The 25,503-nt window shown below is 45.2% G+C and carries 25 protein-coding genes and 1 pseudogene; 14 read left to right on the top strand and 12 right to left on the bottom strand.

Annotated features, from left to right (window positions below; translation table 11 throughout):
- Positions 1–183 precede the first annotated feature (183 nt).
- From R7Z50_RS07265 to R7Z50_RS07255, 3 genes are read right to left on the bottom strand one after another with little or no spacing between them, the layout of a single operon-like run.
- Entirely contained in the window at positions 184–651 is a 468-nt protein-coding gene (locus tag R7Z50_RS07265; protein ID WP_318148980.1) for a transcriptional regulator, read from the bottom strand.
- Positions 651–1,583: an ATP-binding cassette domain-containing protein gene (locus R7Z50_RS07260; RefSeq protein WP_318148979.1), complete on the bottom strand. Its 933-nt coding sequence runs from the start codon at positions 1,581–1,583 to the stop codon at positions 651–653. Before R7Z50_RS07260 ends, R7Z50_RS07265 begins: the two co-directional genes overlap by 1 nt.
- 2 nt (positions 1,584–1,585) lie before the next feature.
- On the bottom strand, positions 1,586–2,434 hold the full coding sequence (locus tag R7Z50_RS07255) for an ABC transporter ATP-binding protein (RefSeq protein ID WP_005374497.1): 849 nt from the start codon (positions 2,432–2,434) through the stop codon (positions 1,586–1,588).
- A 361-nt stretch (positions 2,435–2,795) separates the two neighbouring features.
- Between R7Z50_RS07255 and R7Z50_RS07250 the strand changes: the two genes are divergently transcribed.
- Both R7Z50_RS07250 and ribA read left to right on the top strand, forming a co-directional pair.
- Entirely contained in the window at positions 2,796–2,993 is a 198-nt protein-coding gene (locus R7Z50_RS07250; RefSeq protein ID WP_005374493.1) for a PA3496 family putative envelope integrity protein, read from the top strand.
- A 238-nt stretch (positions 2,994–3,231) separates the two neighbouring features.
- Positions 3,232–4,293: a GTP cyclohydrolase II gene (gene ribA / locus R7Z50_RS07245; RefSeq protein WP_017635221.1), complete on the top strand. Its 1,062-nt coding sequence runs from the start codon at positions 3,232–3,234 to the stop codon at positions 4,291–4,293.
- A 68-nt stretch (positions 4,294–4,361) separates the two neighbouring features.
- On the opposite strand, the gene R7Z50_RS07240 is transcribed toward ribA, so the two are convergent.
- Complete coding sequence (locus R7Z50_RS07240) at positions 4,362–5,117, bottom strand: substrate-binding periplasmic protein (RefSeq protein ID WP_005374490.1); 756 nt, start codon at positions 5,115–5,117, stop codon at positions 4,362–4,364.
- Between the two features lie 68 nt (positions 5,118–5,185).
- Between R7Z50_RS07240 and R7Z50_RS07235 the strand changes: the two genes are divergently transcribed.
- The 3 genes from R7Z50_RS07235 to R7Z50_RS07225 all read left to right on the top strand — a co-directional run bounded on the left by R7Z50_RS07235 (position 5,186) and on the right by R7Z50_RS07225 (position 8,246).
- The gene (locus tag R7Z50_RS07235) at positions 5,186–7,084 is read left to right on the top strand and encodes an ATP-binding protein (protein WP_318148978.1); all 1,899 of its coding nucleotides are present in this window, start codon (positions 5,186–5,188) and stop codon (positions 7,082–7,084) included.
- Positions 7,085–7,184: 100 nt separating this feature from the next.
- Positions 7,185–7,394 (top strand): DUF3283 family protein, encoded by a 210-nt coding sequence (locus tag R7Z50_RS07230; protein WP_005374484.1) that lies wholly within the window; start codon positions 7,185–7,187, stop codon positions 7,392–7,394.
- Positions 7,395–7,529: 135 nt separating this feature from the next.
- Complete coding sequence (locus R7Z50_RS07225) at positions 7,530–8,246, top strand: YebC/PmpR family DNA-binding transcriptional regulator (RefSeq protein WP_005374482.1); 717 nt, start codon at positions 7,530–7,532, stop codon at positions 8,244–8,246.
- A gap of 73 nt (positions 8,247–8,319) precedes the next feature.
- Here R7Z50_RS07225 and rodA read toward each other — a convergent pair whose 3' ends face one another.
- The gene (gene rodA / locus R7Z50_RS07220; RefSeq protein ID WP_017633806.1) at positions 8,320–9,402 is read right to left on the bottom strand and encodes a rod shape-determining protein RodA; all 1,083 of its coding nucleotides are present in this window, start codon (positions 9,400–9,402) and stop codon (positions 8,320–8,322) included.
- Positions 9,403–9,795: 393 nt separating this feature from the next.
- On the opposite strand from rodA, the gene R7Z50_RS07215 reads away from it, so the two are divergent.
- The 8 genes and pseudogenes from R7Z50_RS07215 (at position 9,796) to R7Z50_RS07180 (ending at position 17,132) form a co-directional block, all read left to right on the top strand.
- Positions 9,796–10,464, top strand: coding sequence for a hypothetical protein (locus R7Z50_RS07215; protein WP_318148977.1), 669 nt, complete (start codon positions 9,796–9,798; stop codon positions 10,462–10,464).
- Positions 10,465–10,473: 9 nt separating this feature from the next.
- Positions 10,474–11,172 (top strand): ABC transporter ATP-binding protein, encoded by a 699-nt coding sequence (locus tag R7Z50_RS07210; protein WP_239938996.1) that lies wholly within the window; start codon positions 10,474–10,476, stop codon positions 11,170–11,172.
- A complete protein-coding gene (locus R7Z50_RS07205) occupies positions 11,160–12,428 on the top strand; it encodes an ABC transporter permease (RefSeq protein ID WP_239938998.1) in 1,269 nt (422 codons plus the stop codon). The genes R7Z50_RS07210 and R7Z50_RS07205 overlap by 13 nt, the downstream gene beginning before the upstream one ends.
- The gene (locus R7Z50_RS07200; protein ID WP_318148976.1) at positions 12,421–13,206 is read left to right on the top strand and encodes an outer membrane lipoprotein-sorting protein; all 786 of its coding nucleotides are present in this window, start codon (positions 12,421–12,423) and stop codon (positions 13,204–13,206) included. Before R7Z50_RS07205 ends, R7Z50_RS07200 begins: the two co-directional genes overlap by 8 nt.
- 45 nt (positions 13,207–13,251) lie before the next feature.
- A pseudogene (locus R7Z50_RS07195) lies at positions 13,252–14,598 on the top strand (hypothetical protein).
- Positions 14,599–15,621: a sensor histidine kinase gene (locus tag R7Z50_RS07190; RefSeq protein ID WP_005383206.1), complete on the top strand. Its 1,023-nt coding sequence runs from the start codon at positions 14,599–14,601 to the stop codon at positions 15,619–15,621.
- Between the two features lie 15 nt (positions 15,622–15,636).
- The gene (locus R7Z50_RS07185) at positions 15,637–16,428 is read left to right on the top strand and encodes a LytR/AlgR family response regulator transcription factor (protein ID WP_005383208.1); all 792 of its coding nucleotides are present in this window, start codon (positions 15,637–15,639) and stop codon (positions 16,426–16,428) included.
- Positions 16,429–16,496: 68 nt separating this feature from the next.
- Positions 16,497–17,132, top strand: coding sequence for a DUF2268 domain-containing putative Zn-dependent protease (locus R7Z50_RS07180; protein ID WP_005383209.1), 636 nt, complete (start codon positions 16,497–16,499; stop codon positions 17,130–17,132).
- 117 nt (positions 17,133–17,249) lie between these two features.
- Here the strand turns inward: R7Z50_RS07180 and R7Z50_RS07175 are convergent, their stop codons facing one another.
- The 4 genes from R7Z50_RS07175 to R7Z50_RS07160 form a co-directional block, all read right to left on the bottom strand.
- Positions 17,250–17,744 (bottom strand): peptidylprolyl isomerase, encoded by a 495-nt coding sequence (locus R7Z50_RS07175; protein ID WP_318148975.1) that lies wholly within the window; start codon positions 17,742–17,744, stop codon positions 17,250–17,252.
- 121 nt (positions 17,745–17,865) lie between these two features.
- Positions 17,866–19,527, bottom strand: coding sequence for a methyl-accepting chemotaxis protein (locus tag R7Z50_RS07170; RefSeq protein ID WP_025768726.1), 1,662 nt, complete (start codon positions 19,525–19,527; stop codon positions 17,866–17,868).
- A gap of 175 nt (positions 19,528–19,702) precedes the next feature.
- Entirely contained in the window at positions 19,703–20,089 is a 387-nt protein-coding gene (locus R7Z50_RS07165; RefSeq protein ID WP_318148974.1) for a thiol-disulfide oxidoreductase DCC family protein, read from the bottom strand.
- Positions 20,090–20,113: 24 nt separating this feature from the next.
- On the bottom strand, positions 20,114–20,908 hold the full coding sequence (locus R7Z50_RS07160) for a DUF4344 domain-containing metallopeptidase (protein ID WP_318148973.1): 795 nt from the start codon (positions 20,906–20,908) through the stop codon (positions 20,114–20,116).
- Between the two features lie 862 nt (positions 20,909–21,770).
- Here R7Z50_RS07160 and gltS point away from each other — a divergent pair.
- The gene (gene gltS / locus R7Z50_RS07155) at positions 21,771–23,006 is read left to right on the top strand and encodes a sodium/glutamate symporter (protein ID WP_005374448.1); all 1,236 of its coding nucleotides are present in this window, start codon (positions 21,771–21,773) and stop codon (positions 23,004–23,006) included.
- Positions 23,007–23,106: 100 nt separating this feature from the next.
- On the opposite strand, the gene R7Z50_RS07150 is transcribed toward gltS, so the two are convergent.
- Genes R7Z50_RS07150 through R7Z50_RS07140 form a run of 3 tightly spaced genes read right to left on the bottom strand, consistent with a single transcriptional unit; the run spans position 23,107 to position 25,162 of the window.
- Positions 23,107–23,937: a membrane protein gene (locus R7Z50_RS07150; RefSeq protein WP_017821047.1), complete on the bottom strand. Its 831-nt coding sequence runs from the start codon at positions 23,935–23,937 to the stop codon at positions 23,107–23,109.
- Complete coding sequence (locus tag R7Z50_RS07145) at positions 23,937–24,794, bottom strand: ABC transporter ATP-binding protein (protein ID WP_318148972.1); 858 nt, start codon at positions 24,792–24,794, stop codon at positions 23,937–23,939. The genes R7Z50_RS07150 and R7Z50_RS07145 overlap by 1 nt, the downstream gene beginning before the upstream one ends.
- Entirely contained in the window at positions 24,791–25,162 is a 372-nt protein-coding gene (locus R7Z50_RS07140; RefSeq protein ID WP_005383223.1) for a GntR family transcriptional regulator, read from the bottom strand. The genes R7Z50_RS07145 and R7Z50_RS07140 overlap by 4 nt, the downstream gene beginning before the upstream one ends.
- Positions 25,163–25,503: the final 341 nt, after the last annotated feature.

Here is a 25,503-nt window from a genome sequence, read left to right as displayed (position 1 = left end):
ATTAGAAGCCAAGCCTAATACTACTATTTATCCCGAATAGACAACCTTTTGTCCTTTCTGATGATTAATAGATTGGCTCATATTGTTACATTCATTCTGAATAGACTTCGCGAGTTTCTCCTCAGGAAACTCGCTTTTTTTTGCCTAAAATTCCGCTAATTAAGCCTTGATCATTTTTCCGGACTAATGAGGTAAACCTTGATCATGCTTCTTGGGTTCATTCCAATGTAATGAACGCATCAACGCAACATGTGATTCGACTAAGCTATGGGCTTGTTCCTGCCACTTGTTTTGATCACACTGCTGATTACAAAACTCTAACGCCACAACGGTGAGATGCTGAAGTCGTCTCAAACACCAATCTTTGATCAGAATATCAGTCGAGACTTGGCATGCTGCTTGTTCAAGCTTTGCACTCGTATAAAGCAAGGTTTGATATGCTTTCTGAGGGTCTTGGTAGCTTGCATGTTGAAACACGCGTAAACATCCATCCAACCAGCAAGCAATCGCTTTACTTTGAAGATCACTCAATTCGGGTCCAAACACGTCATCAGGCACCTGATATAAGATCGTTTCCAATTTTTCTACTTGATCATGTTTCCGCTGTTCGTACCACATGGCGATTTGATCTTGCCAAGTACTCAAATCCATTACGCTGCCTCAGTCCATTGTTTTACATAGTGATTTGGCCCTATTTGATCAAATTCGTCGACAATTATGCTGCTACGTTGACGAATTTCATCGGCATCTGCCGAATAGTTTGGCTCATTTTTCACTAAGTTACCAAAAGGTAAGTCAGGATCAGGAACGGCAGAAATCAACAGCTTAGTATAAGGATGCTGCGGATTCTTAAGTATTGAATGAGTGTCGCCCCATTCAACGATTTGCCCTTTGTACATTACTGCGGTTTCTTCCGCGATGTAGTGCGCAGTCGCCAGATCATGTGTGATGTATAAAAAACCAATTCCCAGTTCTTGCTTCATTCGTTGCATTAAATTCAACACTCCCAAGCGAATAGAAACATCCAGCATAGACGTAGGCTCATCCGCAAGAATGATTTGCGAACCTACCGCTAAAGCCCTTGCTAAGTTTACTCGCTGACGTTGCCCACCACTGAGTTCGTGAGGGAACTTATTCAATGTCTCTTCAGGTAGTTCCACCAGCTTTAGAAGCTCTTCCAAGCGGGCTGGGATGTCGCGCTCGTTTTTGACTTGTTTATGAATTTTTAAAGGACGTGTTAGGTGATGGCGAATGGTATGAGTTGGATTGAGAGAGCCAAACGGATCTTGAAACACCATTTGTACTTTACTGCGATATTCTTGTAGAGCCGATCGTGACGTGATCTCATTTATGTCAGTGCCATTGAAAAGGATCTCGCCTTCCGTTGCAGGATAGACTTTGGTTATTAAACGAGCGCAAGTACTCTTACCGCAGCCTGACTCTCCAACCAAAGCCAAGGTTTTTCCTGCGTACAGATCAAAAGTCACTCCTTGAAGCGCACGAAAGGTTTCCTCTTTCGCTAAACCACCGCCCACTTTGAATTCTTTAATCACATTTTTCATTTGGATGATAGGCTGGCTCATGGTTACGCTCCTTGTAACTCTGGTTGTTTGTGGACGTCATGGATGTTTGGGAAAGAAGCCCATAGCTTTTGCGTGTAGGGGTGTTGAGGATGATTGCGTATATCGTATGCTCGATTGACTTCGACGATTTCTCCGTGACGCATGATTGCAATTCGATCACATAGTTGGCTCATGAGTGCCAGGTCATGAGTGATAAAGAGGACTGAAAAACCGAACTCATCTCTAAGCTGATAAATTTGCTGTAAAATTTCTCTCTGTACCACTACATCTAATGCTGTTGTGGGTTCATCCATAATGATCAGTTTTGGATTTAGAGACAAAGCAATGGCTATCACCAAGCGCTGACGCATTCCTCCTGAAAATTGATGAGGATATTCTGCTAAGCGTTCTCGAGGAATATTGACCAAGTCCAACAACTTTTCTGCTCTATCTTTTGCTTGAGCGTTAGTGAGGCCTTGATGGTGTCGTAACACATCTGCAAATTGCTCTTGTATCGTTAAGACAGGGTTGAGTGAGTTCATCGCGCTCTGGAACACCATGGCGATTTCACTCCACCTTAGAGCGGTCAGTTCAGAGTCTGAGATACTAAGGATATCTTTGCCATCAAACCATATTTTACCGCCAGAAATGAACGCTGGCGGCTTATGAAGACGATTTATTGAGAATGCGATTGTGCTTTTACCACATCCAGATTCACCGGCAAGACCAAATACTTCGCCTTTGCCGATATCAAAGCTGACGGACTTTACCGCATTAAAATCACCATTATCAGTGATGTAATCGACGCACAAATCTCGGATCTGGATGACCGGGTCATTGTGGTATGCATGACTTAAGTTAATACCATCCATATAAACACCTTATCAATCTAAAAGATAATTATTATCATTATCAGGTGTGGCGGTTTTTAGAAAGTATCAAGCTATGAATCAGTGAAGTGACTCGAAAGTTAGGTGAAACAGGAAGTGGTGTAATGCGTCGTTGATAAAACTAAAGAAGAGCAGAATTGAGAGCTAGATCAGCACACTTTTCGTAGGGGTAATTACTCAAATTTAATCGTAAATTTGTCCCTTGGCAAAACTTAAATGATGAATCTATTAAGGAGTTAACGAAAGGGCGGGAGGGGTCACATTTCCCTACAGTTTTTCTTACCACCTTGTTCCGGTTTTGCTATAGATTACGCATCGAAAACATGGTGTGTTCGGAGGAAATATGTCCATTAATTCTATCGACCATGACGAGATGACCAACATCGCTCACAAATGGGAATTACCTGATGAGGAAACCGTTGTGAAGCCAGAGAAAACAGTGAAATCAGCAGAAGCCAGAAGACGCATTGAAGCGTTACGTGAGATCCGTGAAAGTGGGTTGACCATTGAAGAAGCAAGGGAGCTTGGCTTGATACACTGATCGCCTCAGGTTGGTTTAGCAACCCATAGGGTAGTCGACGGACTGCCCTTTTTATTTTTTCACTCTATTACTCTCTTATTCAAAACCTCCATTTATCCGTCTTGCGCCTCAAAAGCACGAGTTTCACACTCACGTCCCGTCCCGAAGAAGTTTGACAATCTGACCTTGTGTTACTAGATATATCAGTAGCGATATGCTTTTTGTTGATTATCGCAACCACAAAGCAAGGAGCGCAAGTATGGTTGATCAAATCCTTTTTTATGAACCCGATGAGCCCCACGGTTTTCTCTCAAACTTTTGCCATGCCCCAGTCAATATCTCCTCCCAAACTTGGCCCACCAGCGAACATTATTACCAAGCCCAAAAGTTTCTCGATGCTCAGTTGCAAAGTAAAATTCAGCACGCAAGCACCCCTGATGAAGCGTTTGCTTTAAGCCGTAAATACGAACACTTTGTCAGAAGCGATTGGGACGATATAAAGTTGGCTGTTATGGCTTTCATCGTTAGGGAAAAGTTTCTACAAAATCCACCATTAGCGCAGCAATTAATGAGAACGGGTAACGCTTGCCTAACAGAGCATTCTCATAAAGATGCCTTTTGGGGAGACGGGGGAGATGGTAAAGGAGAAAATCATCTAGGAGAGATTCTGATGAATGTGCGGGCAGAGCTGAGACATGTTGAGCCTTACAATCTCGTGAAGTTTATCGATAAAGCCAAATTGCCCACCCAGTGGGGCACATTTATGATGTACGGCTTTATTGAAGCCGCGACAAATAAAGAGCATCTTGCTCTGGTCTATGGCGAGCCAACAAAAAGTGCAGCACCACTTATTCGGTTGCATTCGGAGTGTCTTACCGGAGATGCTCTATTTAGCACGCGTTGTGACTGTGGTTTTCAGCTTAATAGAGCGCTACAAAACATCGTCAAAGAGGGATGTGGCGTGCTGCTTTATTTACGTCAAGAAGGACGTGGAATCGGCTTGATTAATAAAATTCGTGCCTATCACTTACAAGATGATGGCGCAGATACCGTGGAAGCAAATGAACGTTTAGGTTTTGCCGCTGATATGCGTGATTACGCGTTCTGTAAAGGAATGCTAGAGCATTTGGGGATTGACGCTGTGCGTCTAATGACGAATAACCCACGCAAGCTCGCCGCCTTAAAAGCGGTTGATATTAACGTCATTGAACGAGTGCCATTACAAGAAGGGAATAACCCAAGTAATCAACATTACCTGCAAACCAAGGCGAGTAAATTGGGGCACATGTTTGATCCTAAGTTTGTTAACCACACTAAGTAAGTGCTACAGATTTTACAGAAACAAAAACGCCAACGTATCATCGTTGGCGTTTTTGTTAATGAGTTGATTCATTGATACTTTTGAATGATTTCATCAATTTCCCCTGAGGCTTTTAATTCAACGAGTCGTGTATTGATGTAATTTTGAGTTTCTGGTTGCATTTGAGGTGAAAAAGCCAGGTAGATTGAGTAGTCAGGAATAACCGAGCTGAAAGGCTGTATCTGAAAATTCTCTAACGGCAAATTGAGTCGCTTTAAGTTGTAAAGGACTCGGGATTCCATCTCGACAAAAGCTGTATCTCCAGGGGTTCGGCTTATCACTCGGTATGCGGCGTTGTAGTCTTTCACGCGCATTTCATTGACACTGCCATTTTCAAAGAACGGTGTTAAATTTGGATAATCAAACCCCAGCAGTAATACAATAGAACGACCATGCATCGTATCCATATTTTTGAATTCTAAAGGCTTCTCGCTACTCGACACCAGTACATGTTTTACAGTGTAAATGGGCTCCTCAGATAAATTTTCCGATTGCACCTTGCCCCAGTTCGGGCTGCCATAAGTTAACCAGTTTGGCTCAGCGCCTTCTTCCAATATGGAAATCATACGTTTAAATGGATAAGTATGATAATTCACTTGGTAATCCGACTCCGCGAAGATAGCGCTGACGATATCGGTCACAATCCCTGAGTGCATTTGTCCCTGTTGTTCAATTTGAAATGGTCGAGCTTGTTCAGCAATGACGTAATAGTTCACTTGATTTGCGGTCACATGAGAACTTACAACAATTAAGCTAAAAGCCAATCTAAGTAGAAGTCTTTTCATCGTATCCTCGATTATTATTTGTGCGTAGCTATATTTAGAGTAGCGCAAGTTTATCGGAGCGGTTTCATATGGATGAAAAAGAGCGATCTCAACGTCGTTTTAGTATCGGCAACCAACTTATGTTGGCGGTATTAACGTTGAGTTTAATCTTTACGGTCATCATTTCTACAGTGAGCTTATATCGAGTTTTTCACGAAGATTTAGCCCATTTAGATGTTGAATTAAAGCAGGTTGAGTCTAGCTATTTATCGAGCTTTTCTGCGAGTTTGTGGGTAGAGGATAGGGAGCTGTTGCTGACACAAGCTCAAGGTGCAATGCGTATGCCCTCGGTGGACTACTTACGTATTGCTAGTGAAGACGAAGTTATCATTGAATTAGGTTCGGCGCTTTCTGAGGATGTTGTCGAGAGAAGCTGGCCGATGCAGTATCGGGTCGGCGATAAAGCGTATGATCTCGCGATATTAACGGTTCAATCGGATCTTAGCGCGATATATGAAGATCTTTGGCAGCAGTTCTTTTTTCTACTTACGACAGAAGCGATCAAAATTCTTGTCCTCATCATTGGTGTTCTTTGGGTGGCGTTTCGCTTGTTGGTCAATCCGTTACAATTGCTGTCTGGTGCGGTGAGCGATTTTCGTGGCGGTACAGTGCCGAGTAAAGTGACTCTCCCTAAACGATGGTGCTTTGATGAAGTGAGTGTTTTGGCAGAGAAATACAACCGAAGTGTTGAGAAAGTGAAAGAGCACCAGACTGAGTTAGAGGCTGAACGCGATAGGGCAGAAGTCGCTAATCGTAAGAAAAGTGAGTTTCTTGCCACTATGAGTCATGAGATCCGCACACCGATGAATGGCATTATTGGTGTGTCGTCGTTGCTCAATGACACCGACCTCGATCCCCAGCAAAAAGAGTTTGTAGAGATCATTGACAGTTCTTCTCACTCACTAATGACGATCATCGACGACATTTTGGACTTCTCTAAAGTTGAAGCTGGCAAAGTAGAGCTGGAATACACGAGCTATGATCTTCGCGAGCTACTTGACGATGTCATCAGTTTACATAGTGTCAAAGCCAAGCAGAAAAACTTACAGCTGCTCAGCGATATTGATCCTCACTTGCCAATGGAAGTGCAAGGTGATGCCACACGATTGAAACAAGTTCTGAACAATTTGTTGAGCAACGCGATTAAATTTACCGAGCGCGGCCATGTGAAGCTTCTTGTAGCGTTATCTCGACTTGATGGAGAGACCGCTCATATCCGGTTTCGAGTTGTGGATTCTGGTATTGGTATTGCGAAAGAGCACCAACAAGCAATCTTCGAACGCTTCCAACAAGCTGATGGTAGTACCACCAGAAAGTATGGTGGGACAGGGCTTGGTTTGGCGATAGCTGCACAGTTGGTTAACTTGATGGGAGGGGAAATACAACTAACAAGTGAGCTTGGGCTGGGAAGCTGTTTTGAATTTTCGATTCCTGTTGCTGTAATAAATGCGCAATCGACCTATACCGACCAACTTAATGTATTAGATTTCCCGAAAGCGGAAGACAACGAAATCAGCCCTCAAGATAACGATAAACCTTGGGTATTGGTTGTTGAAGATACCATCGTCAATCAGAAGGTAGTTCGCATCATGTTAGAAAAACTGGGTGTGCGAGTGAGTGTCGCCAACCATGGCGAAGAAGCATTGCAGCTGTGTGATCAGCAGCCTTTCGATTTGATTTTTATGGACTGTCAAATGCCTGTGATGGATGGGTTTATTGCTACGGAGCGAATTCGAAAAATGGGAGAGTGGGGGAAACACGTTCCAATTATTGCGCTAAGTGCCAATGTCATTAAAGAGGATCAGCAACATTGCTTCGATGTTGGGATGAACGAGTTCGTGGCTAAACCCGTTACCAAGACTCGATTACAACAAATATTCGAACAGCATTTACCAAAAGCACTGAAAATCAGCGCTGTGCCTAAATAGTTAACTTGAAATCGATCAAGTTAAGTGCGTTTCTATTCTGTAATTGTAACTCTGTGTGATATAGTGCCCGGCTAGTATTTAAAGTACCTTGAGGCTGTGAATGTCGTTTAATCTATCCCTATTGCCGCCTGACGAAAAAAACAAAATCGAACTGGATAAGCAGGCGTCGTTTTTGGTTTGGAAGCTCAGAGAGGCCAAATCTGGTCCTGAAGCAATAGAAGAACAGTTGTCCAAGATTAACGATGCTGATGAAAAGGCGTTTTTCCAGCAATCGGTCGAAAAGTACAAACGAGTAATGGGTGTCGCTTAACGCGAACCGTGGCAATGGTTCAATCCAATGCGACGAATGAGGTAACCTCCCTATTCCTTTGCTAAGCGAAATTGAAAAGGTTTCGCTTTTTGCTAAAATCCTTCGCATTAAATTTGAATTTAGAGAGACATCCCGATGGGAAGAAGTTTTGAAGTGCGCAAAGCCTCTATGGCGAAAACTGCAGGCGCGAAAATTAAAGTTTATTCCAAATACGGTAAAGAAATTTACATGTGCGCGAAAAACGGTGGTGGTGATCCAGACATGAACTTGTCTTTGAAGCACCTGATCGCAAAAGCGAAAAAAGACCAAGTTCCTGCGCACGTTATCGATAAAGCGATCGACAAAGCGAACGGTGGCGGTGGTGAAGACTACACTCCAGCACGTTACGAAGGCTTCGGTCCTGGCGGTACTAGCGTTATCGTTGACTGTCTAACAGACAACGGCAACCGTACTTTCCAAGATGTACGCCAATGCTTTGTGAAAGTCGGTGCGAAAATTGGTGTAGAGGGCTCGGTTTCTCACATGTTCGATCACCAAGCGGTATTTCAGTTCAAAGGCGACGATGATGAAATCATCCTAGAAACGCTAATGATGGAAGACGTAGACGTTACTGACGTTGAGCTAGAAGACGGTGTTATCACTGTATTCGCACCTCACACTGAATTCTTCAAAACAAAAACTGCGCTTAACGGTGCATTCCCAGATCTAACGATCGATGTTGAAGAAATCACATTCGTTCCGCAAACTCATACGCCTGTATCGGGTGAAGATGCTGAGAAGTTCCAGAAATTCCTAGATCTTCTAGATGACTGTGATGATGTTCAGCAGGTTTACCACAACGCAGAGCTGTAATTAATTCGCTCATATCGTTGTAAAAAGGCTTCCTCAGGGAAGCCTTTTTTTGATCGCTTTTTCTCAAGCAGAGCTATGCGTTACGATATTTGGAATAACACAGCGACATGATTACACCAAAACAGATACCTTGAGTTAGCATCGCCGTGCCGCCATAGCTAAAGAAGGGAAGTGGGCTACCCATTACTGGCAACAAGCCACTCACCATGCCCGTATTGATAAAAGCATACAGAAAAAAGCTCATCGCTAATGCGCCACTTACCAGCCGACTAAAAAAGTGGTCAGACTGACATGCAAGCAACATAACGCGTGCAGTAATAAACAAGTACAATGCGAGTAAGACTAAACTGCCAACAAAGCCCCATTCTTCCGCATAGGTCGAAAAAATAAAGTCCGTATGACTTTCTGGAATAAAGCCAAGTGTTCCCTGCGTTGCATTCATCCAACCTTTGCCTTTCATACCGCCTGAGCCAATCGCAATCAAAGATTGGATGATTTGGTAGCCCGAACCCAGTGGATCGGACTCAGGGTGCAAGAACTGTGTTACACGGCTCTTTTGATAGGTTTCCATAACGAAGAACCATAAAATAGGTGCTAACGTTAAAATGCTCGCAATAAACCCGCAGATTATTTTCCAGCTCATGCCAGCCAAAAACAAAACGAACAATGCATAAATGATGGTAAAAACTGCACCGTCTAAATCCGGTTGTAGCGCGATTAACCCGGCAGGAATCATTGTAATAAGTAAGCAAAACGCAATTTTCCGACTGTTTGGTCGACCTCCTTCAATATGAAGCATCCAGGCGATCATGATTGGAATGGAAAGTTTGATTAGTTCGGACGGTTGAAAGCGGAAGAAGCCGATATCGAGCCAACGTTGAGAGCCATTGGTGCTATCACCAAATAAAGCGACAGCAAGTAGTAGCGCAACCGCAATAATGTAGAGATATGGAGCTGAGCGCTGATAGCTGGACGCTGGAATCGAGGACATGACCAAGATACAAACTAATGTCAGTCCGCAGCGCGCCAAATGTTTGAAGAGCATCGCCTCATTAAAGCTACTGGCACTCCAGAGAGTGAGCGAACTTAACAGCATGATCGGAATGATCGCCATGAGCAGTGGCAAATCAACTCTTGGGAAATAACGCTTATTCATTTTCAACGACCTAATAACGCACCTATTTTGAGTGCGAAAACAACTAAAACTCGAAGAGTTCAAACTATTCCGATGCTAAGAATCTCGATTTGGAAACAACAGACACCATGCAAAGGTGTGTAAGAAAGGAGAGTGCGACACTGTCTGTTATGGGTAGCTGTGGGATGGATAAATACACTAGCCTCAGATTTTAAGCCAGTGTTTTTATTGTTACTGCCGTAAAAATGTAGAGTTACGAATGAGCGGAATTGTATTTTCTGTTTAAGTGAATGTCATTCATCCTCTCTCAATACCATTCACTCCGCATAATTGCCATTGGTCGCATGCAAAAGCAGCGTGCGATCTTCTCCCTTAATCTGAAACCATCAAATCACGTTCAACTAAGGACAGTACATGATGGTTTCTCAATCTCGCTCAATCAAAGCTCTTAAACTGGCAAGTACGTTTATCGCCGTATTTGCACTCAGCAGCAATTTGGCTCTGGCTAATCCAAGCGAGCGCACACTCAGTCAATTCAACCAAGCAGCGCAAGGTGACTCTGGCTTAGTTGATACCGTTTACGGCGAATTATCCAAACAACTCGAAGAGCAAGGCGCAACACCGGTGACCTTGGTTTACTTAGGCAGTGCTGAGACGTTGCAAGGTCGTGAGGCGTTTATGCCTTGGAACAAGATGAAGTTCACCGAGCGCGGTCTTGCCACAATCCAAAAAGGTTTGGACCTAATGGCGAATCAGCCAGTACCACTGCAAGAGCAACAACGCTTACAAGGTTTGCCGGAATACCAACTAGCCACCGCCATGGCAGCCACCACATTTACTTCTCTACCTGACATGTTCAATCACTTTGAGCGTGGCTACGAGCTGTACCTTTCATTGCTCGATGAGCCGAGTTTTAGTCAGCAACCTTTCGCCGCAACGTCTTGGATTTATCGCTACGCCATTGAAGCAGCACTACGAGCTGAAGATGTTCAACAAGCCAAAACATGGTTAGCGCAAATGGAGCAGTTAGGTGATAGCAATCTAGAAACGCAAACCGCGAAAGCGCTGCTAGCGAAATATTAGGGAGGCGTCATGATCGTTTTTAATCAACTTAGTCGCGATTACGCCCTTGGCAGACAAACCGTACGTGCATTGCGAGACGTGTCTGGTGAAGTGTTTGCCGGCGAAATGGTGGCTCTGTGTGGACCGTCTGGCTCGGGAAAAAGCACCTTACTTAACGTGCTTGGCATGCTGGATACTCAATACCAAGGTCAGGTGACATTTGCAGGCAGCCCATACCCAACCGGACAAATGCAGGCGGCGAAAATGCGTCGTGAAAAGCTTGGTTTTGTATTTCAAAAATTCAATCTTGTCCCCGTGATGACGGCGTTGGAGAACGTGGCGTATCCGTTACACCTCAACGGTTTTTCAAAAGCAGAACAAACCGAGCTCGCTACACAAATGCTAGAACACGTTGGCTTGGGTGAGTTTATTCATCACATGCCCGATAGCCTATCTGGCGGTCAGCAGCAACGCGTGGCAATTGCTCGTGCGTTAGTGCACAAACCAGCGTTGGTGATTGCTGATGAGCCAACCGCAAGTCTTGATAGCCAAACTGCCAACAAGGTCATCGACATTATGAAAGGGCTTGGACACGAGCTAGGCACCACTTTTATCGTCGCCACTCACGACCCTCGCATGGCATCCCGCTGCGATCGAACCATTGAATTGGTGGATGGCAAAATTACCCAAACGTACGCAAGTGTGGAGGAGGTTTCATGGGCAAGCTAATTCCTGTTTCGGTTTGCCTTGCTTGGTTGAATCTGCAACGCAATCGCCGTCGCAGTTTATTGTCGATGCTGATCATTGCCATTGCCGTGTTTGCGTTAACCAGTGCGGGCGGTTTTGGTCTGTACACCTATGACAGTTTGAAAGAGTCGACAGCGCGTGACACGGGGCACCTGACGTTAACCACACCGGGTTACTTTGCCAAAGAAGAAGAGATGCCGCTGAGTAACGGTTTAACTCATGCGGACGACATCACCAAGCAATTGATTGGATTGAATGAAGTGCGAGGCGTGCAGCCGCGAGTTGAATTCAGCGGTTTAATTTCCAACGGCAACAAGTCATCGATCTTTATCGGCATTGGTGTTAACGAGCGCGAATTCGATATGAAAGGGCCGTTTTTAGACGTGCGTGAAGGGCAGACGCTGTCCAACATTCATGCATCGCGTTATGACCCTGCAGAGCCAGAAGTGATGCTTGGCGTTGATTTGGCGAACAACCTAAGTGTGCACGTTGGCGATTGGATTACCTTGCTGGCGACCACTACCGACGGCGCATTGAACGCGTATGACTTCAAAGTTCGTGGTATCTATTCAACTGGCGTGCCTGAGCTTGATAAACGCCAACTGTACGTGCATATCAACAGCGCGCAATCGCTGCTCGGTTCAGACAAAGTCAGTGCGTTATCTGTCTTCCTGTTCGACACCAGTTTAACTAACCAAGTCGAGCAACAAGTGGCTTCGGTTCTGAGTAAGCAAAAACAGAACTTTGGTGATCAAGATATTGAGATTACGCCTTGGCAAGAGCGCGCGTTCTTCTATCTCAAAGTGAAAGATTTGTACGATCGTATCTTCGGCATCATGGGTGCAGTAATGGCGCTGGTGGTCTTTGTTGCGCTGTTCAACACCATGACTATGTCGGTGACTGAGCGCACCCGTGAAATCGGCACCTTATCGGCTCTTGGTAGCTACCCTCGCGAAATTATTGCTGGGTTCTTGCGCGAAGCAGGGTTACTTGCGGTGATTGGTAGCTTAATCGGCGCTTTGTTTACGGCGCTAGTCACCGTCTTACTGATGGTCGTGGATGTGCAAATGCCGCCACCGCCAGGACGCACAGAAGGTTACCCATTAACGATTTACTTCTCTTGGGAGCTGGTAGCTATAGCAGGATTTGCAGTATTGATGATTTGTTTGGTTGCGGCGTTTTTCTCGGCACGCAAAGGGGTGAACAAGCCAATTACGGAGGCACTGATTTATGTTTAATTTCAAATCACTATTACCAATTGCATTGCTGATGGTAACTGGCGTTGCAAGCATCAATACCAGTGCGAATGAAACAGCGTTAGATGCACAGCAAGTCGCGCAATTGATTGAAAAAGCCGACAGCTACCGCTTGCAAGATGATTCCTCCAAAGTGGTGTCATTGGTGCGCTTATATCAAGACCAAGAACTAGATAAAACCCGCCTTTACCACGTGTACACGCGCCCAAATCGTGAATCGCTGGTGGTGTTCAAATCGGCAGTCGAAGCCGGGCAAAAGATGTTGATGATGGGCGACAACTATTGGCTACAAATGCCAAAGAGCCGCCGTCCGATTCGCATTACGCCAATGCAGAAGCTGCTTGGTGAAGCGTCTATCGGCGACAATTCAACTTTGACGTGGAGCCAAGATTATCAAGGTGAATGGAAAGCGACAGAAACTGTCTCGGTAAACGGGGAAAGTGTCGCGGCTTATCACCTTGCGTTAACCGCGAAAACCAAAGGGGCGAGCTATCAGAAGATCGACTTGTGGTTGTCTGAGCAAGATGCGTTTCCAATCAAAGCTGATCTTTACTTGCGCTCTGGCAAACTCGCCAAGCAAGCGCAATATGGGCGTGCAACTGACAAAGGTGAAGACTACGTCAGTGAGATGACCTTGCTTGATAGCATTCAGCCGAGCAAAAAGACCGTTATCGAGTATCAAGAGATCGTGCCTTGGCAGCTGGACAACAAGTTCTACAACCCAAGCTATTTGCCGAAAGCCAATACGACTCAGCTTTAGCCTGAACTCCTTAAATAGAACCATGAAAACGAGCAAGGAAGTCACATGAAATCGCACCAGCCTAACCTTAACAAAAGCACCAGTTTGTTGATTGCTGCGTCGTTGTGTGTGGGCGCAGCAGCCCCAGTTTTTGCCAATGATGAGCTGAGTTTTGAGTGGGATTGGGCTGTCAGTTACGAAACTGCCAAGCAGCGTGATAGCGCATTTATGCAGGCGCAGGGCAGTTCTCGTGATTCACTTAATGCACTGTTGGATGTGCAAGTGAACTATTAAAACTTCAGTGGCTTGTTCGCTCTGTACAGCCAAGGTTTGTACCTCAACCAACAAGGAGAGAGTGACTGGTGGAGTGAAGCTGATAACCAACTACTGATTCGAGAACTTGCTTGGCTAGGGGAGTGGCAAGTCGGTGACACCACACTTGATGTGAGCTTAGGTAAGTTGCGCATTGATTGGGGCGTGGGTTATGGCTACCGACCTTTGGATCTCTTTAAGCCTTATCGACAAAACCCGGTTGGCTTAGTCGCAGAAGAAGGTGCGGGTGTGTTTTCACTTTCACACTACGATATGGCAGGCGAGTGGACGGTGATTGCAACGGATTCAAGCTGGGGGCAACAAGACCAAAGTGCACTTGATCAAGCCGCAGAGCAACAAGGTATTGGTATTCGTCGTTATGCGCTAGTGGGTGACACCGAGTATCAACTTATTGGTTATTACGATGATGTGCGCAGAGGTTTACTCGGAGCCAGTGCCATTGCGGTGTGGGATGAATCCATCGCCATGCACGGTTCCATGCTGTGGCAAAAGCAAAGTGTTGGCTATCAGTTTCAGCAGGGTGATCTTTACCAACCCGTTTCGGTTGAGGAGCAGGGCAGCGCATTTCAAGCCTTAGTTGGATTGAACTGGGCAAACCAAGCCGGACATAACGTGATTGCCGAATATTGGTACGACAGCCGAGCATGGTCGAAAAGCGAATGGCAACAAGCAATAGAGCGTGGCGAATTACTCTCTCAGCTCCCTGATCCTAACAACTCTCTGTTGGCTAGCAGCGCTCTACTTGCGACAAGCTACGCCCAAGGGTTTCAGCACGCCAATATCGTTCAGCATAACGTAATGCTGCACTGGAGTTGGGATTTGGAAGCGTGGGCTGCATGGAACGGTAAAGCGGATATGGGCTGGCTAAGTGATGTAACCCCTACGTTGGATGTGATGTTGGCGCCACAAGATGGCGGTGTGATTGTCACGCAGTGGCTTAACTACCAATGGATTGATACTGGCGACCAAAGTGTAGAAGTGGAAGTTGCCGCACGCTTTTTAACCGGAGACGACCAATCTGCTTACGTACAAATCAATGATAAGCATATGATTGTTTTTAACATCAAAGGGAAATTCTAAATGTGTTCAGCAAAATCAGTGGTAAAAAGTGGATGGCCGCGTAGCTTATTAGTGACCACGGCATTTTGTCTCTTTATCGCAGCAATGACGCTCTCGGTTTGGGGCGGTCCATTTTACATTCATGTGGCGGTTAGCTTTGGATTTGGCTATTCGGCTATCTTCTTCTCATGGTTGATTGACCGTTTGTTTCCAACCATCCCACGTATGATAGAAGTGGTGTGTTCGCTTGTTGCCTGTTTATTGTTTGGGGTGATTAATGCGCAATTTTGGCTCGGAGAGTATTTTGGTATCTCCGATATGATCCCTGTTGGCTTAATGGGATTACTGTTTAGCGGTATGTGTTATTTCTATTTTTACTCGCGTGAGAAAGAGGCGGTTGCTCAACGAGAGTTGGAAGCCATCAAGCGCGAGAAAGCAGAGCAAGATCGTGCGCTCTTGCTGAGTCAGCTTAAGCAGATGCAAAGCCAGATTGAACCGCATTTTCTATTCAATACCTTGGCGAATATCAGCGCGCTCATGTCGCAAGATGTCGATAAAGCCAAGCTGATGCTAGAACAGTTGACCGCGCTGCTGCGAGCAACGCTAAAAAGCTCACGCGAAGAACACACCACCATAGACAATGAAACGGCGTTACTTGAGGCTTACTTAAGCATCCAACAAACCCGTTTAGGTGACCGACTCAGTTACAAGATTGAGGTGGAAGAGGGATTAGGCAGAACCGAGCTACCGCCGATGATGCTTCAACCCTTAATCGAAAACGCCATTATCCATGGTATTGAGCCAAAGCGAGAAGGTGGTGAAGTCAGCTTGCTGATTAAGCGCGAACAGAAGAACTTGAAGATTGAAGTCAGAGACACAGGTGTTGGCTTGAATCACGTGAGTGGTCACATGGGCTCTGGCGTGGGTCTAAGTAATCTCAAGCAGCGAGTTGAAGCTTTGTTCGCAGGGCAAGGAGAGGTCTCTATCAGTGAGTCTGCTCAGGGTGGCGTTTGTGTTCGCCTTAGCTGGCCAATGGGATCGTAATCAAGGAAGAAAGGAATGAATACAGGGTTTACTGCCATTATTGCTGATGATGAACCGTTATTGAGGCGTCATCTTGATAAAAGCCTAGCTGAAGTGTGGCCAGAGCTAGAGGTGATAGCCAAAGTCGCCGATGGTGAACAAGCGTTGCAAGCCATTGAGCAAAGCCAACCTGACATTGCGTTTCTTGATATTCGTATGCCAGTTTTGGATGGTATGACATTAGCGCAAAAACTCAATCAACTCGCCAACCCACCTTTGATTGTGTTTGTCACCGCGTACGATGATTACGCTATAAAAGCTTTTGAGCAAAATGCCACCGATTATTTGCTCAAGCCTATTTCAGATGAGCGCCTCCTGACGACGTGTGAAAGAGTGAAAGCACGCCTTGCTAAGCGAGAGCAAGAAAGCAGTAATGTGCAGATGAGCAGCCTGTTAGAACAGTTGCAGCAATTATCCGCTCCACAAACTCCGCAATATCTTCAGTGGATCAAAGCGACGCAAGGGGAAGACATTCATCTGATCGCCACGTCTGATGTGTTGTATTTCAAAGCGGAAGAAAAATACGTTTCTGTGTATGCCCAGCAAGGACAAGGCAAAGTGCAGGAGTATTTGATTCGTACATCGTTGAAAGAGTTGATAGGGCAGCTTAACCCAGAACAGTTCTGGCAAGTACACCGTTCAAGCGTGGTGCAAGTGTGCAAAATTAACAAAGTAAACAAAGACTTTGCTGGCAGAATGTTTGTTCACGTTGGAGAAAACAAGCTCCCTGTGAGCCGTGCATCTCAAAGTTTATTCAAAGGAATGTAATCGCTAGAACTGCTCACTCTTTACACTGTAAACTCGCTGCTCTTAACCCACATTATCAAGGAAGATAAATGAGTTATCGCGTAACCCTGTTAAATGCGACGGGAGAACTGTCTCCAATCTCTGAGTATTTGCATCAGAAACTTGATGATCTGAGCTCACAACTTTCTAGTTACTTTGATTTGAGTAACATTGACCTCACCATTAGCCCGTTTGATCGCAATGACGTACCGCAGACGGGGATTGGTGGCTATTGCTTAAGTGCCTATCGTGTAGAGATTCTGCTTGATACTCAACGTACTGATATTAAAAACGTTATTGAGAAAGAACTGGCTGCGGTGTTAGCGCATGAGTTGCATCACCTGTTCCGTATGCGAGCGGGAGAAAGTGGCGTTGCACTTGGTGATGTACTAATTATGGAAGGGTTAGCTTGTCACTTCGAACGTAAGGTGAATGGCGGCGTCACTCCGACCTTGTTTGAGCAAATCAAAGATCAAGATTGGCGCCCTTTCTACGCTGAGATGAAAGGCAAGTTGACCAGCTTAGATTACAACTTCGACGCTTACTTTCTTGGCAGCGATGAAAGCCGCTGGCCGAAATACATGGGGTATTGGGTTGGGTACAACCTTGTTGCTGAATATCTGGCTGATTTTCAAGGCTCTGAACTGGATTTGGTTGGAGCCAAAGCTGAGCTTTTCTATCAATAACTTCGTTATAAGCCCAACTAATCGGCTGAGTCATAAAAACAAAAAGCGCCTAAGTCATCAGACGTTAGGCGCTTTCTTCGTTTTATAGCGACGATTTCTCTGCAGAGGCGAATGGGCTTATTCGCTGATCGTCACTTTCTCGATAATGATTGGATCGCATGGCACATCATCGTGACCAAGTTTAGAGGTCGTTTTCACTTTCGCTATGCGATTTACGACATCCATACCCGCGGTCACTTTACCAAACACGGCGTAGCCCCAGCCTAGGTTGGTGGTTGCGGTGTGGTCTAGGAAATCATTGTCTTCTAAGTTAATGAAGAATTGTGCTGTTGCAGAGTGCGGTGCATCGGTTCGTGCCATTGCGATAGTGCCAACAAGGTTCTTAAGACCACGGTTTGCTTCGTTCGCGATTGGTGCGCGTGTTGGCTTTTCTGCCATGTCTTCGGTATGACCGCCACCTTGAATCATAAAGCCGTCGATAACGCGGTGGAAAATGGTGCCGTTGTAGAAGCCATCTTCACAGTATTTTTTGAAGTTCTTTGAGCTAACTGGCGCTCGTTCTAGGTTCAGTTCAATCTCGATATCACCGAAATGGGTGGTCATAATAATCATCTGGTTTTGCCCTTATGGGTGCTAAGTTGGCGGCATTATAGCTAAGACTTCTGAGGATAGCAGAAATAAAAACAGCGACGTTTGGCGTCGCTGTTTGCATAGTGAATGGGTGAGGAAAGCGTTAAACCGTAAAGCGACCGACCAAGTCGTACAGCTCGTTAGCTTTGTGGTTAAGGTTGCCACTGCCTGCACGGTTTTGGTTGGCAAGGTGTGCCGATTGGCTGCTTTGTTGAGAGATCACTTCAATACGTTGTGAAATCTCTTGGCCAACTTGGCTTTGCTCTTCAGTTGCCGTTGCGATAAGCGTGTTCATGTCCATGATGTTAGCAATTGCGGCTTGGATTTCTTGCAGTGCGGCAGAGGCTGCTCGTGCTTCTTCTACCGTTGCTTCACCACGCGCTTGGCTTGAACCCATGGCTTTCACTGCCGCATCCGAGCCAGACTTCAACTGCTCGATCATTTGGTGAATTTCGCCTGTGCTGTCTTGAGTGCGACTTGCCAGTTTACGGACTTCATCGGCAACGACTGCGAAGCCGCGACCTTGTTCACCAGCACGGGCTGCTTCAATGGCTGCATTCAGTGCCAATAGGTTGGTTTGCTCGGCGATGTCTTGAATAACCTCTAGCGAAGAAGAAATGTTTTTTACGTCGCTCTCTAAACGAGAAATCACCGTGCTGGCTTCTGACACCTCTAGCGCGAGTGCTTCGACAGAGTTCGCTGCCGAATCAACAATGTGTTTTGCTTGTTGTGAGTTTTCATCGGCGTCTCTGGCTGATTGCGCTGCTTGGTTAGCGTTGTTTGAAATCTCGTGCGCCGTTGCTGTCATCTCGGTCATTGCCGCTGCGACTTGTTCGGTCTCTTCACGTTGACCAGAAGCCAACTCGTCCACTTGCGATGCACGCTGTGACATCTCGTTGGTCTCTGAAACCACTTCTTGTCCTACGTGGCTAACGCTCTTGATGATGCCTTGCAGGCTTTCAACGAAGATATTGAAGTTACGGCTCAGCTGCGTGAACTCCGGCACGCTTGATTCTTCCATGCGCGCGGTTAAATCTGCATCGCCTTGTGCGAAAGAGTGAATTGAAGCATCAAACTGCTCAATAGGTTTCATGATGCTGCGGTTAACAAATACGGCAAAGACTGCAACTATCGCTGTTATCGAGGCACAAAACAGGGCTATCGCAGTTAGTGTGGTGTTGAGATCTTCGTGTGCGGCTTTTTCCATGTCTGCCACAATGGCGTCGATATCGTCCGTGTAGAAACCCGTTCCCAACATCAAGTCCCATTCAGGAATAAAGACTGAGTAGCTGAGTTTCGGTAGTGCTTCACTCTGACCGAGTTTCGGGAAGTAATAAGTCGTGAACTCGCCAGTTTTGGCATTTTTTAACAAATCCTGAATCAGGTAATTGCCTTTCTTGTCCTGCAAGTTATAGAAGTTTTCCCCGATGCCTTTGGTGTTTTTGCCCACCACGACGCGAACGCCTTTTGAATCATAACCAAAGATGTAGCCGGATTGACCAAACTCTAGTTGTTTTAAGATAGGCAGAGCCTCTTCCAGTGGGGCATTTTGTGCGAGTAGCGGCTCGACAGCGGAACGCGCCATTTGTACGTAGCTTTTGAGTTCGGCTTTTTTCATCTCCATCATTCGACTTCGAGTTTGCTCAATCTCGTGCTCGTTGTAGGCTGTGGTTTGTACGTAGGTGAACCACATCATGCCTATTGCCATAGTTAGAATTGGAATTATTGAAAGGATATATAGTCGTTTTCTGATCGTCAGATTCATAGAGACGTCCTTCTCTCGGCGCAGCGTTACAAGTGACAAGCTGAATAAGCTTGCCTGATAAAAGTGTTAATACTTATTGTTGTAATGCTTAGAGATTAACCGAGTTACTCAATCAGAAGTACTGGAAATTTGTAAATCTAGACGAAGGTCGTAGCATTTTTAAGCGGGATCACAATTAACGTGAACACGACCCACTATTGCAACGAGAAGTCCCTGTTAACCAATATGAAACGCGATACCTATTCTTTGCGAATTTGAGGTAAAGCCAGTCAGCAACAGGTTTAACGAGGCGCCAACGCAGTGGAGCGTAGAGCCAACCGCGACCAACTAATTGCCACGCACGATGAGTCACGTCCAACCCAAGCAGAAGCTCCCCCTTTTCGTTGAGGGCGTGCAAAATGGTGTTGGCTTGTTCAGGAGCGATCTGAGGATAATCTGCGAATGCATCACTATAGATATCGACGGTTTTGATTTGCTGCTTGGCATCGCGTTGTTTTAGCGCCTTCATCTCTTTGGCACAAAGCGGGCAGGTTCCGTCATAAAATATGGTGAGTTTTGTCATTGCGGTTTTCTTGTTTGAGATTTTCTAATCGCTTTTACGTGGCGAATTTTCTTTTGGTTCATTGTTTTGCAAGTAATGCAGCCAATTGTCGCGAATGTTGCTGTAATTGAATTGGCAGAACTCTTTGCGATCACGCAGGTAGTCTTTTTCTACTTCATCGAGTAAGGCTTTGTATTGCTCAGGATCACTACCGTACACCAGACATAACGTTGAAAAGTAACGCTGCAAATCAAAGCTGTGTTCGTCAATGTACTCGCCAAAATCGTAGTAGTCCGGTCTGTCGTCGGATTCGAATGCGAACATGTCGGCGGCGCTAATGGCCATATCTGCGCCATCTTCTAGGAAGTCAATCATTAAAATAGTGGCAAAATTATCGACCGCATCTTCTTCTTTTCCGAGAACAGGGATGCTTTGATCTTCGATGTAAGCATGTCCAGCTTCATGAAGTAAAGTGTGCAATAACGTATCTAGCGCCCCTGTTTTTGGAGATTTTCCGAAGCGTTCTTCATACTGATTATTGGAGAAGTAATTGAGCGACTCCAAATAAAAAGTGTAAGGAACGTATATTGTGTGTGTATCAGGATCATACATTGGACCATCTTCTCCGCCGTAAACCAGCGTGAGAGCTTTATCAAATGGAAAGTAGGCCTGAGATAGCTCAGCAAAGATGGTGTTTACATCGCTGCTTTGAATCGATTGTTGGGCAATTTTTTCATGAGTTGTCTCTACGGGAGAATATTGAATAAGAATGTTTTCAGCTGCTGTAGCTGATGAGACGACGCTGAGTAATAGCGCAGCGCAAAGCGAATGAATGTTCATGTGGGACTCTTGTTATTGAATAACTTGTATAAAAAATTATACATGTTTTTGTCTGATGCATAGTTGGGGTTGTACTCATTAGCCAAAGTCGGGACGTCGGTCTCGAAAAGCAATCATGATAACATCGCATATTTCGGCTGCTTGGTTCTCTAGGGCGTTTATCAAGACCTCTTGGATAAGAACGGCGGTGAAGTTATTAGCTATGCATCGTATTCTAAGAAGCTTACTGAGTAACTGTGCTTCGATCTTTATCTGTGAAAATGATAATAGGCAGTTAATCATTGCAAGGTTTAACTATGGGGTTGGTGAATGTCACTGAATTGAAGAAAATTATCAGCGATATGTTATAATCCTGCTCCGTTGTGACGAAAACGTTTGTTGCAGCCTGAGAGTTTCCTTGGATTCGGCTCGTTTATACACCATGAGCCAGAGTTGAAAAGCTACGACAGGAACAGGCAAACCCAATTGTTTTGAACGCGCTCTCGGCGTTTAGCGGTTACAACGGGAAGGAACTTTGTTTGATAGTAATTGACACATTCTGTTTAAGTAAGGGAGCCCGAAGTGGTTCAGAAAGTGTCACCCAGAATTTACTCACAACACGACAGCCCAAGCGATAACGCACAGGTATTGCGAGGGGCCATTTGAAGGAGCTGTATCAGCTCCTTTCACATTTAAGGGCTTGCTAACAGCGTAAAAACTGACACATCGCTTAAGGAGCGCCCCTTAAACTAGCCTAAGGCGCATCTACACCAACTTTTTGAGTATTTTCGAAACAATAAAGCGAGAAAATTTGCTATTGAACGAAGGTTAAACTAACACTCATTCATTACGGAGAATGAAGAGAACAATAATAAGAGGCGATATGAATCATTTAATATCTGTAGGTGCACTGGAGTCCTTCTTGGTCGCAATCAGTGTGCTTTTCCTGGGGCATTTTATTAATGCTAAGCTACCGATTTTAAAGAAATTCAACATACCTGAGCCGATTGTAGGTGGTCTTATTGTAGCCTGCATGATTACTGCTCTTCATTTCAACGGCATCGATTTAGAGTTCGACTTGCCATTACAAAATACGTTTATGTTAATGTTTTTTGCGACAGTTGGTTTGGCCGCAAATTACACTCAGTTGATGAAAGGAGGTGCGAAGGTTTTTATCTTCTTAGCTGTCGCATCGTTTTACATCATCATACAAAACGGCGTTGGCGTTTCACTTGCGGCGGCGCTCGGTTTAGATCCTTTGATGGGGTTAATTGCTGGCTCGATTACTCTGTCTGGTGGTCATGGTACAGGTGCTGCGTGGTCACAAACCTTTCAAGACGTGTATGGATTGGATAACGTCTTAGAAATTGCAATGGCATCAGCGACTTTTGGTTTGATCATCGGCGGTATCATTGGTAGCCCTGTAGCGCAGCGCCTAGTCGAAAAGAACAGCATAGAGTCTGAGTATGGTCGTGGTGGTCGAGATGCCAAAACTCACGAGAAATTCCCGGAGTTGGTGACTTACAATGAATACGAAGAAGATAAAGTAACGGCGAAAAAAGTGGTGGAGAAACTCTTCTTCCTACTGATCTGTGTTACTGGGGCCAAGTATGTCGAGCAATGGGTAAGCACGTATGAAATCTCATGGCTGATGATTCCAGACTTCGTATATGCGCTATTCATTGGTGTGATCATTACGAATTTCTTGGAAGTGACCAAGATTCGTAAGTTAGATGCCGAAACGGTCGATATGTTAGGTACGGTATCGCTATCTCTGTTCTTAGCGATGGCTCTGATGAGCTTGAAGTTATGGAATATCTTCGATCTAGCGATTCCATTCTTGGTTATTTTAGCTGTGCAGTCTGTCGTCTTAGCAATCTTTACGTACTATGTTACGTTCAAAGTGATGGGAAGCAACTACGATGCTGCGGTTATTGCAGGGGGGCACTGCGGTTTTGGCTTGGGTGCAACCCCAACAGCCGTAATGAACATGGGTTCAATCGTTAACCGATTTGGCCCGTCGCCACAAGCATTTATGGTGGTGCCAATTGTGGGCGCTTTCTTTATCGACATCGTCAACTTAATTATCTTGCAAGGCTACATTTCATTCCTTGGTTAAAGTTAATTGGATGAGCTCCTAGAGGCGAAATAAAAACGGTCACAACACTGGTTGTGACCGTTTTTTTATGACTTGGTTTGGTCGTTTATTGAACGAAGAATTATTGGATAGTTCGGCTGAACTTGAGGCTAGCTGTCCAACCAAGAATACCAATGAAGGCGTAAATGCCAACGTTTAACCAACCCGCTTGAGGAATGGCATTGAATGGGTTTGGTGTAATAATGGCGTGCAGCGGAAGGTAAAGCACTTCGGAGAAAAACTGATCTAGCCCGTAGAAACCAAAAAGTGCGATAGGCATCCAACGCAGCGCATAAATGGCGATAAACAAAATGACCAGTGGTGAGTTCACTTTTTGTGAAATAGCCATCGCAGTTAATGCCAGCGGTAACAGCAGAATACCGGCGAAAAACATTCTGATTAAAAACTCTCCCCAATGCAGCAGCACGTAACCTAACGAGGCTTGGCGGTACAATAAAGCCAATTGGTGATCAGTAGAGATGTTCAGCAACCACAACATTAAATTTGCAGCGAGTACGAGCACCGAGCAGACGAGCGGAATCACCAATAAGCCAAATCCTAGCTTCACTAAATGGGTTTTTATGTCACTGACAGGCATACTGCGCCAAAACATAATGCTGCCTTCCGCCCGTTCTTTGCGTAGCGTTCTTGGGAAGTACTGAACGGCTAACAAGATAGACAGCAGCCCTGCTCCTCCGGTAATCAACATATTGACATCATCGCCAAGCTCTTTGTGAATGTCACTGACATCGCCACCAAAGCTCATTTGGAAAAACATATTGTGTTGTAGAGTGTCGTTACTCATTAAACTCACAAAGAGAATAACTCCACACGCCAACACAAACAGTGGAATACGTAAAACAAGAGGGTTTTCTAACCACTCTTTTTGCAACATCGCGACAACTGAACGCATTACGCTGCCTCCTTCTGCAATGCTAAAAATAGATCCGCTAACTTAACCCCATGGATGGAGCCCATTGTTTCTGCTTGTTGGGCATACTGGGCTTTGAGTAACCATTTCGTTGAACCGAGGCCTTTTTGTGACGAGAGTGGGTTCATCGCTTCAATTTGTGTGCGGTGCTCGTCGTTGGCTTCAAGAATGAAATAGTCTTCACTGATACTGTCCATCGAGGTTTGCAGAACGGGGCGACCATGCTTAAGAATCAGAACATCTGTCAGCAAGTGCTCAATCTCTGATACTTCATGACTGGCGATGATCAACACGCGATCGCCGTCGTGAAACCATTCCAATAAGTGACGATAAAACGTCTCGCGATACACGAGATCTAACCCGAGTGTCGGTTCATCCAATATGAGGATTTGGGTGTTGGTTGCGATCACAATCGCGAGGTGTAATTGCACCTTCATCCCTTTGGATAAAGATTTGATACGCGCACGAGGTTGGATGTCCGTTTGACGAAGTAGCGTATCTGCTTGGGCGCGATTGAACCCTGGATGCACGCCCTCGGTATAGTTAAGCAGTTGAGCAACGGTCATCCAATCTGGCAGAACGTTGACATCCGAGATGTAGGATAAGCTCTGCATTATCTTGTCGCGTTGCATAATGGGTTCAAATCCGTTGATACGAATAGTGCCCTGATATTCATGTGCACCGAGTAGGGCATTAATAAGCGTTGATTTACCTGCGCCATTATGGCCGAGTAAGCCAAGTACTTGTCCTGCATGTAGGTCGAAACTCACTTCATGCAGTGCTTCTCCTTGTTGCTGATAGTGCTTGGAGACGTTGTTTACACTGACTAATGCGCTCATTGGTCACCTTTCAAGTGTGGTTTTAGTTGTAGAATGAATTCGTCGAGTGACATATCCAGACGCTGTATTGTGTCGGCTATCTGCGGAATTTGTTGCTGAAGAAAACGTGCCTTCTCGTCTGCGAGTAATTTGAGCTTTGCTCCTGAAGCGACAAACATACCTTGACCGCGTTTTTTCTCCACTAGCCCGTCATCAACAAGCAATTGATAGCCTTTCATAACGGTGAGGTGGTTAATTTTCATATCTGCAGAGATGCTACGGACGGAGGGCAGAGCATCGCCTTCTTGCCAGACACCTTGCAGTATTTGCTGCGTGATCTGGTCTGCCAACTGTCGAAATATCGGTTGGCGATCATGCCAATTAGTCATGAGTGAATCTCTTGGTTGAGATGGTGTTATATATATGTATAACACCTAGTGCATTAGAGAGAAAGTAATAATTTAAAACCTAGTGTATCCGCCTGTCTCATTCGCTCTAAATATCCACCTATGTGGTCGTTGTTTTGAGGTTTTGTTTTATATGGAAATTAATTGCTTCTCATAAGTTGAGAAGTGTTGTTTTTCTCTTCCCATCAATACACTTATCGCCTGTTCTAAATCAATATTCTCACTGAATGATAATTAGCATAATTTTAGGTCTGCCTATTTCTTACTTGATGAGAATCAATGGTCAAAGAGGCCTAGAAAACAAAAGTTTCGAGAGGCAATCT

The sequence above is a fragment of the Vibrio sp. 1249-1 genome, from assembly GCF_033340495.1.
Note: the sequence above shows the minus strand (reverse complement) of the source record. Positions and strands in the feature narration are given on the sequence as shown.

Excerpts from the sequence above, each read along its gene's own strand:
- R7Z50_RS07265 (WP_318148980.1), bottom strand. The coding sequence starts at position 651 with ATGGATTTGAGTACTTGGCAAGATCAAATCGCCATGTGGTACGAACAG.
- R7Z50_RS07260 (WP_318148979.1), bottom strand. The coding sequence starts at position 1,583 with ATGAGCCAGCCTATCATCCAAATGAAAAATGTGATTAAAGAATTCAAA.
- R7Z50_RS07255 (WP_005374497.1), bottom strand. The coding sequence starts at position 2,434 with ATGGATGGTATTAACTTAAGTCATGCATACCACAATGACCCGGTCATC.
- R7Z50_RS07250 (WP_005374493.1), top strand. The coding sequence starts at position 2,796 with ATGTCCATTAATTCTATCGACCATGACGAGATGACCAACATCGCTCAC.
- ribA (WP_017635221.1), top strand. The coding sequence starts at position 3,232 with ATGGTTGATCAAATCCTTTTTTATGAACCCGATGAGCCCCACGGTTTT.
- R7Z50_RS07240 (WP_005374490.1), bottom strand. The coding sequence starts at position 5,117 with ATGAAAAGACTTCTACTTAGATTGGCTTTTAGCTTAATTGTTGTAAGT.
- R7Z50_RS07235 (WP_318148978.1), top strand. The coding sequence starts at position 5,186 with ATGGATGAAAAAGAGCGATCTCAACGTCGTTTTAGTATCGGCAACCAA.
- R7Z50_RS07230 (WP_005374484.1), top strand. The coding sequence starts at position 7,185 with ATGTCGTTTAATCTATCCCTATTGCCGCCTGACGAAAAAAACAAAATC.
- R7Z50_RS07225 (WP_005374482.1), top strand. The coding sequence starts at position 7,530 with ATGGGAAGAAGTTTTGAAGTGCGCAAAGCCTCTATGGCGAAAACTGCA.
- rodA (WP_017633806.1), bottom strand. The coding sequence starts at position 9,402 with ATGAATAAGCGTTATTTCCCAAGAGTTGATTTGCCACTGCTCATGGCG.
- R7Z50_RS07215 (WP_318148977.1), top strand. The coding sequence starts at position 9,796 with ATGATGGTTTCTCAATCTCGCTCAATCAAAGCTCTTAAACTGGCAAGT.
- R7Z50_RS07210 (WP_239938996.1), top strand. The coding sequence starts at position 10,474 with ATGATCGTTTTTAATCAACTTAGTCGCGATTACGCCCTTGGCAGACAA.
- R7Z50_RS07205 (WP_239938998.1), top strand. The coding sequence starts at position 11,160 with ATGGGCAAGCTAATTCCTGTTTCGGTTTGCCTTGCTTGGTTGAATCTG.
- R7Z50_RS07200 (WP_318148976.1), top strand. The coding sequence starts at position 12,421 with ATGTTTAATTTCAAATCACTATTACCAATTGCATTGCTGATGGTAACT.
- R7Z50_RS07190 (WP_005383206.1), top strand. The coding sequence starts at position 14,599 with ATGTGTTCAGCAAAATCAGTGGTAAAAAGTGGATGGCCGCGTAGCTTA.
- R7Z50_RS07185 (WP_005383208.1), top strand. The coding sequence starts at position 15,637 with ATGAATACAGGGTTTACTGCCATTATTGCTGATGATGAACCGTTATTG.
- R7Z50_RS07180 (WP_005383209.1), top strand. The coding sequence starts at position 16,497 with ATGAGTTATCGCGTAACCCTGTTAAATGCGACGGGAGAACTGTCTCCA.
- R7Z50_RS07175 (WP_318148975.1), bottom strand. The coding sequence starts at position 17,744 with ATGATTATTATGACCACCCATTTCGGTGATATCGAGATTGAACTGAAC.
- R7Z50_RS07170 (WP_025768726.1), bottom strand. The coding sequence starts at position 19,527 with ATGAATCTGACGATCAGAAAACGACTATATATCCTTTCAATAATTCCA.
- R7Z50_RS07165 (WP_318148974.1), bottom strand. The coding sequence starts at position 20,089 with ATGACAAAACTCACCATATTTTATGACGGAACCTGCCCGCTTTGTGCC.
- R7Z50_RS07160 (WP_318148973.1), bottom strand. The coding sequence starts at position 20,908 with ATGAACATTCATTCGCTTTGCGCTGCGCTATTACTCAGCGTCGTCTCA.
- gltS (WP_005374448.1), top strand. The coding sequence starts at position 21,771 with ATGAATCATTTAATATCTGTAGGTGCACTGGAGTCCTTCTTGGTCGCA.
- R7Z50_RS07150 (WP_017821047.1), bottom strand. The coding sequence starts at position 23,937 with ATGCGTTCAGTTGTCGCGATGTTGCAAAAAGAGTGGTTAGAAAACCCT.
- R7Z50_RS07145 (WP_318148972.1), bottom strand. The coding sequence starts at position 24,794 with ATGAGCGCATTAGTCAGTGTAAACAACGTCTCCAAGCACTATCAGCAA.
- R7Z50_RS07140 (WP_005383223.1), bottom strand. The coding sequence starts at position 25,162 with ATGACTAATTGGCATGATCGCCAACCGATATTTCGACAGTTGGCAGAC.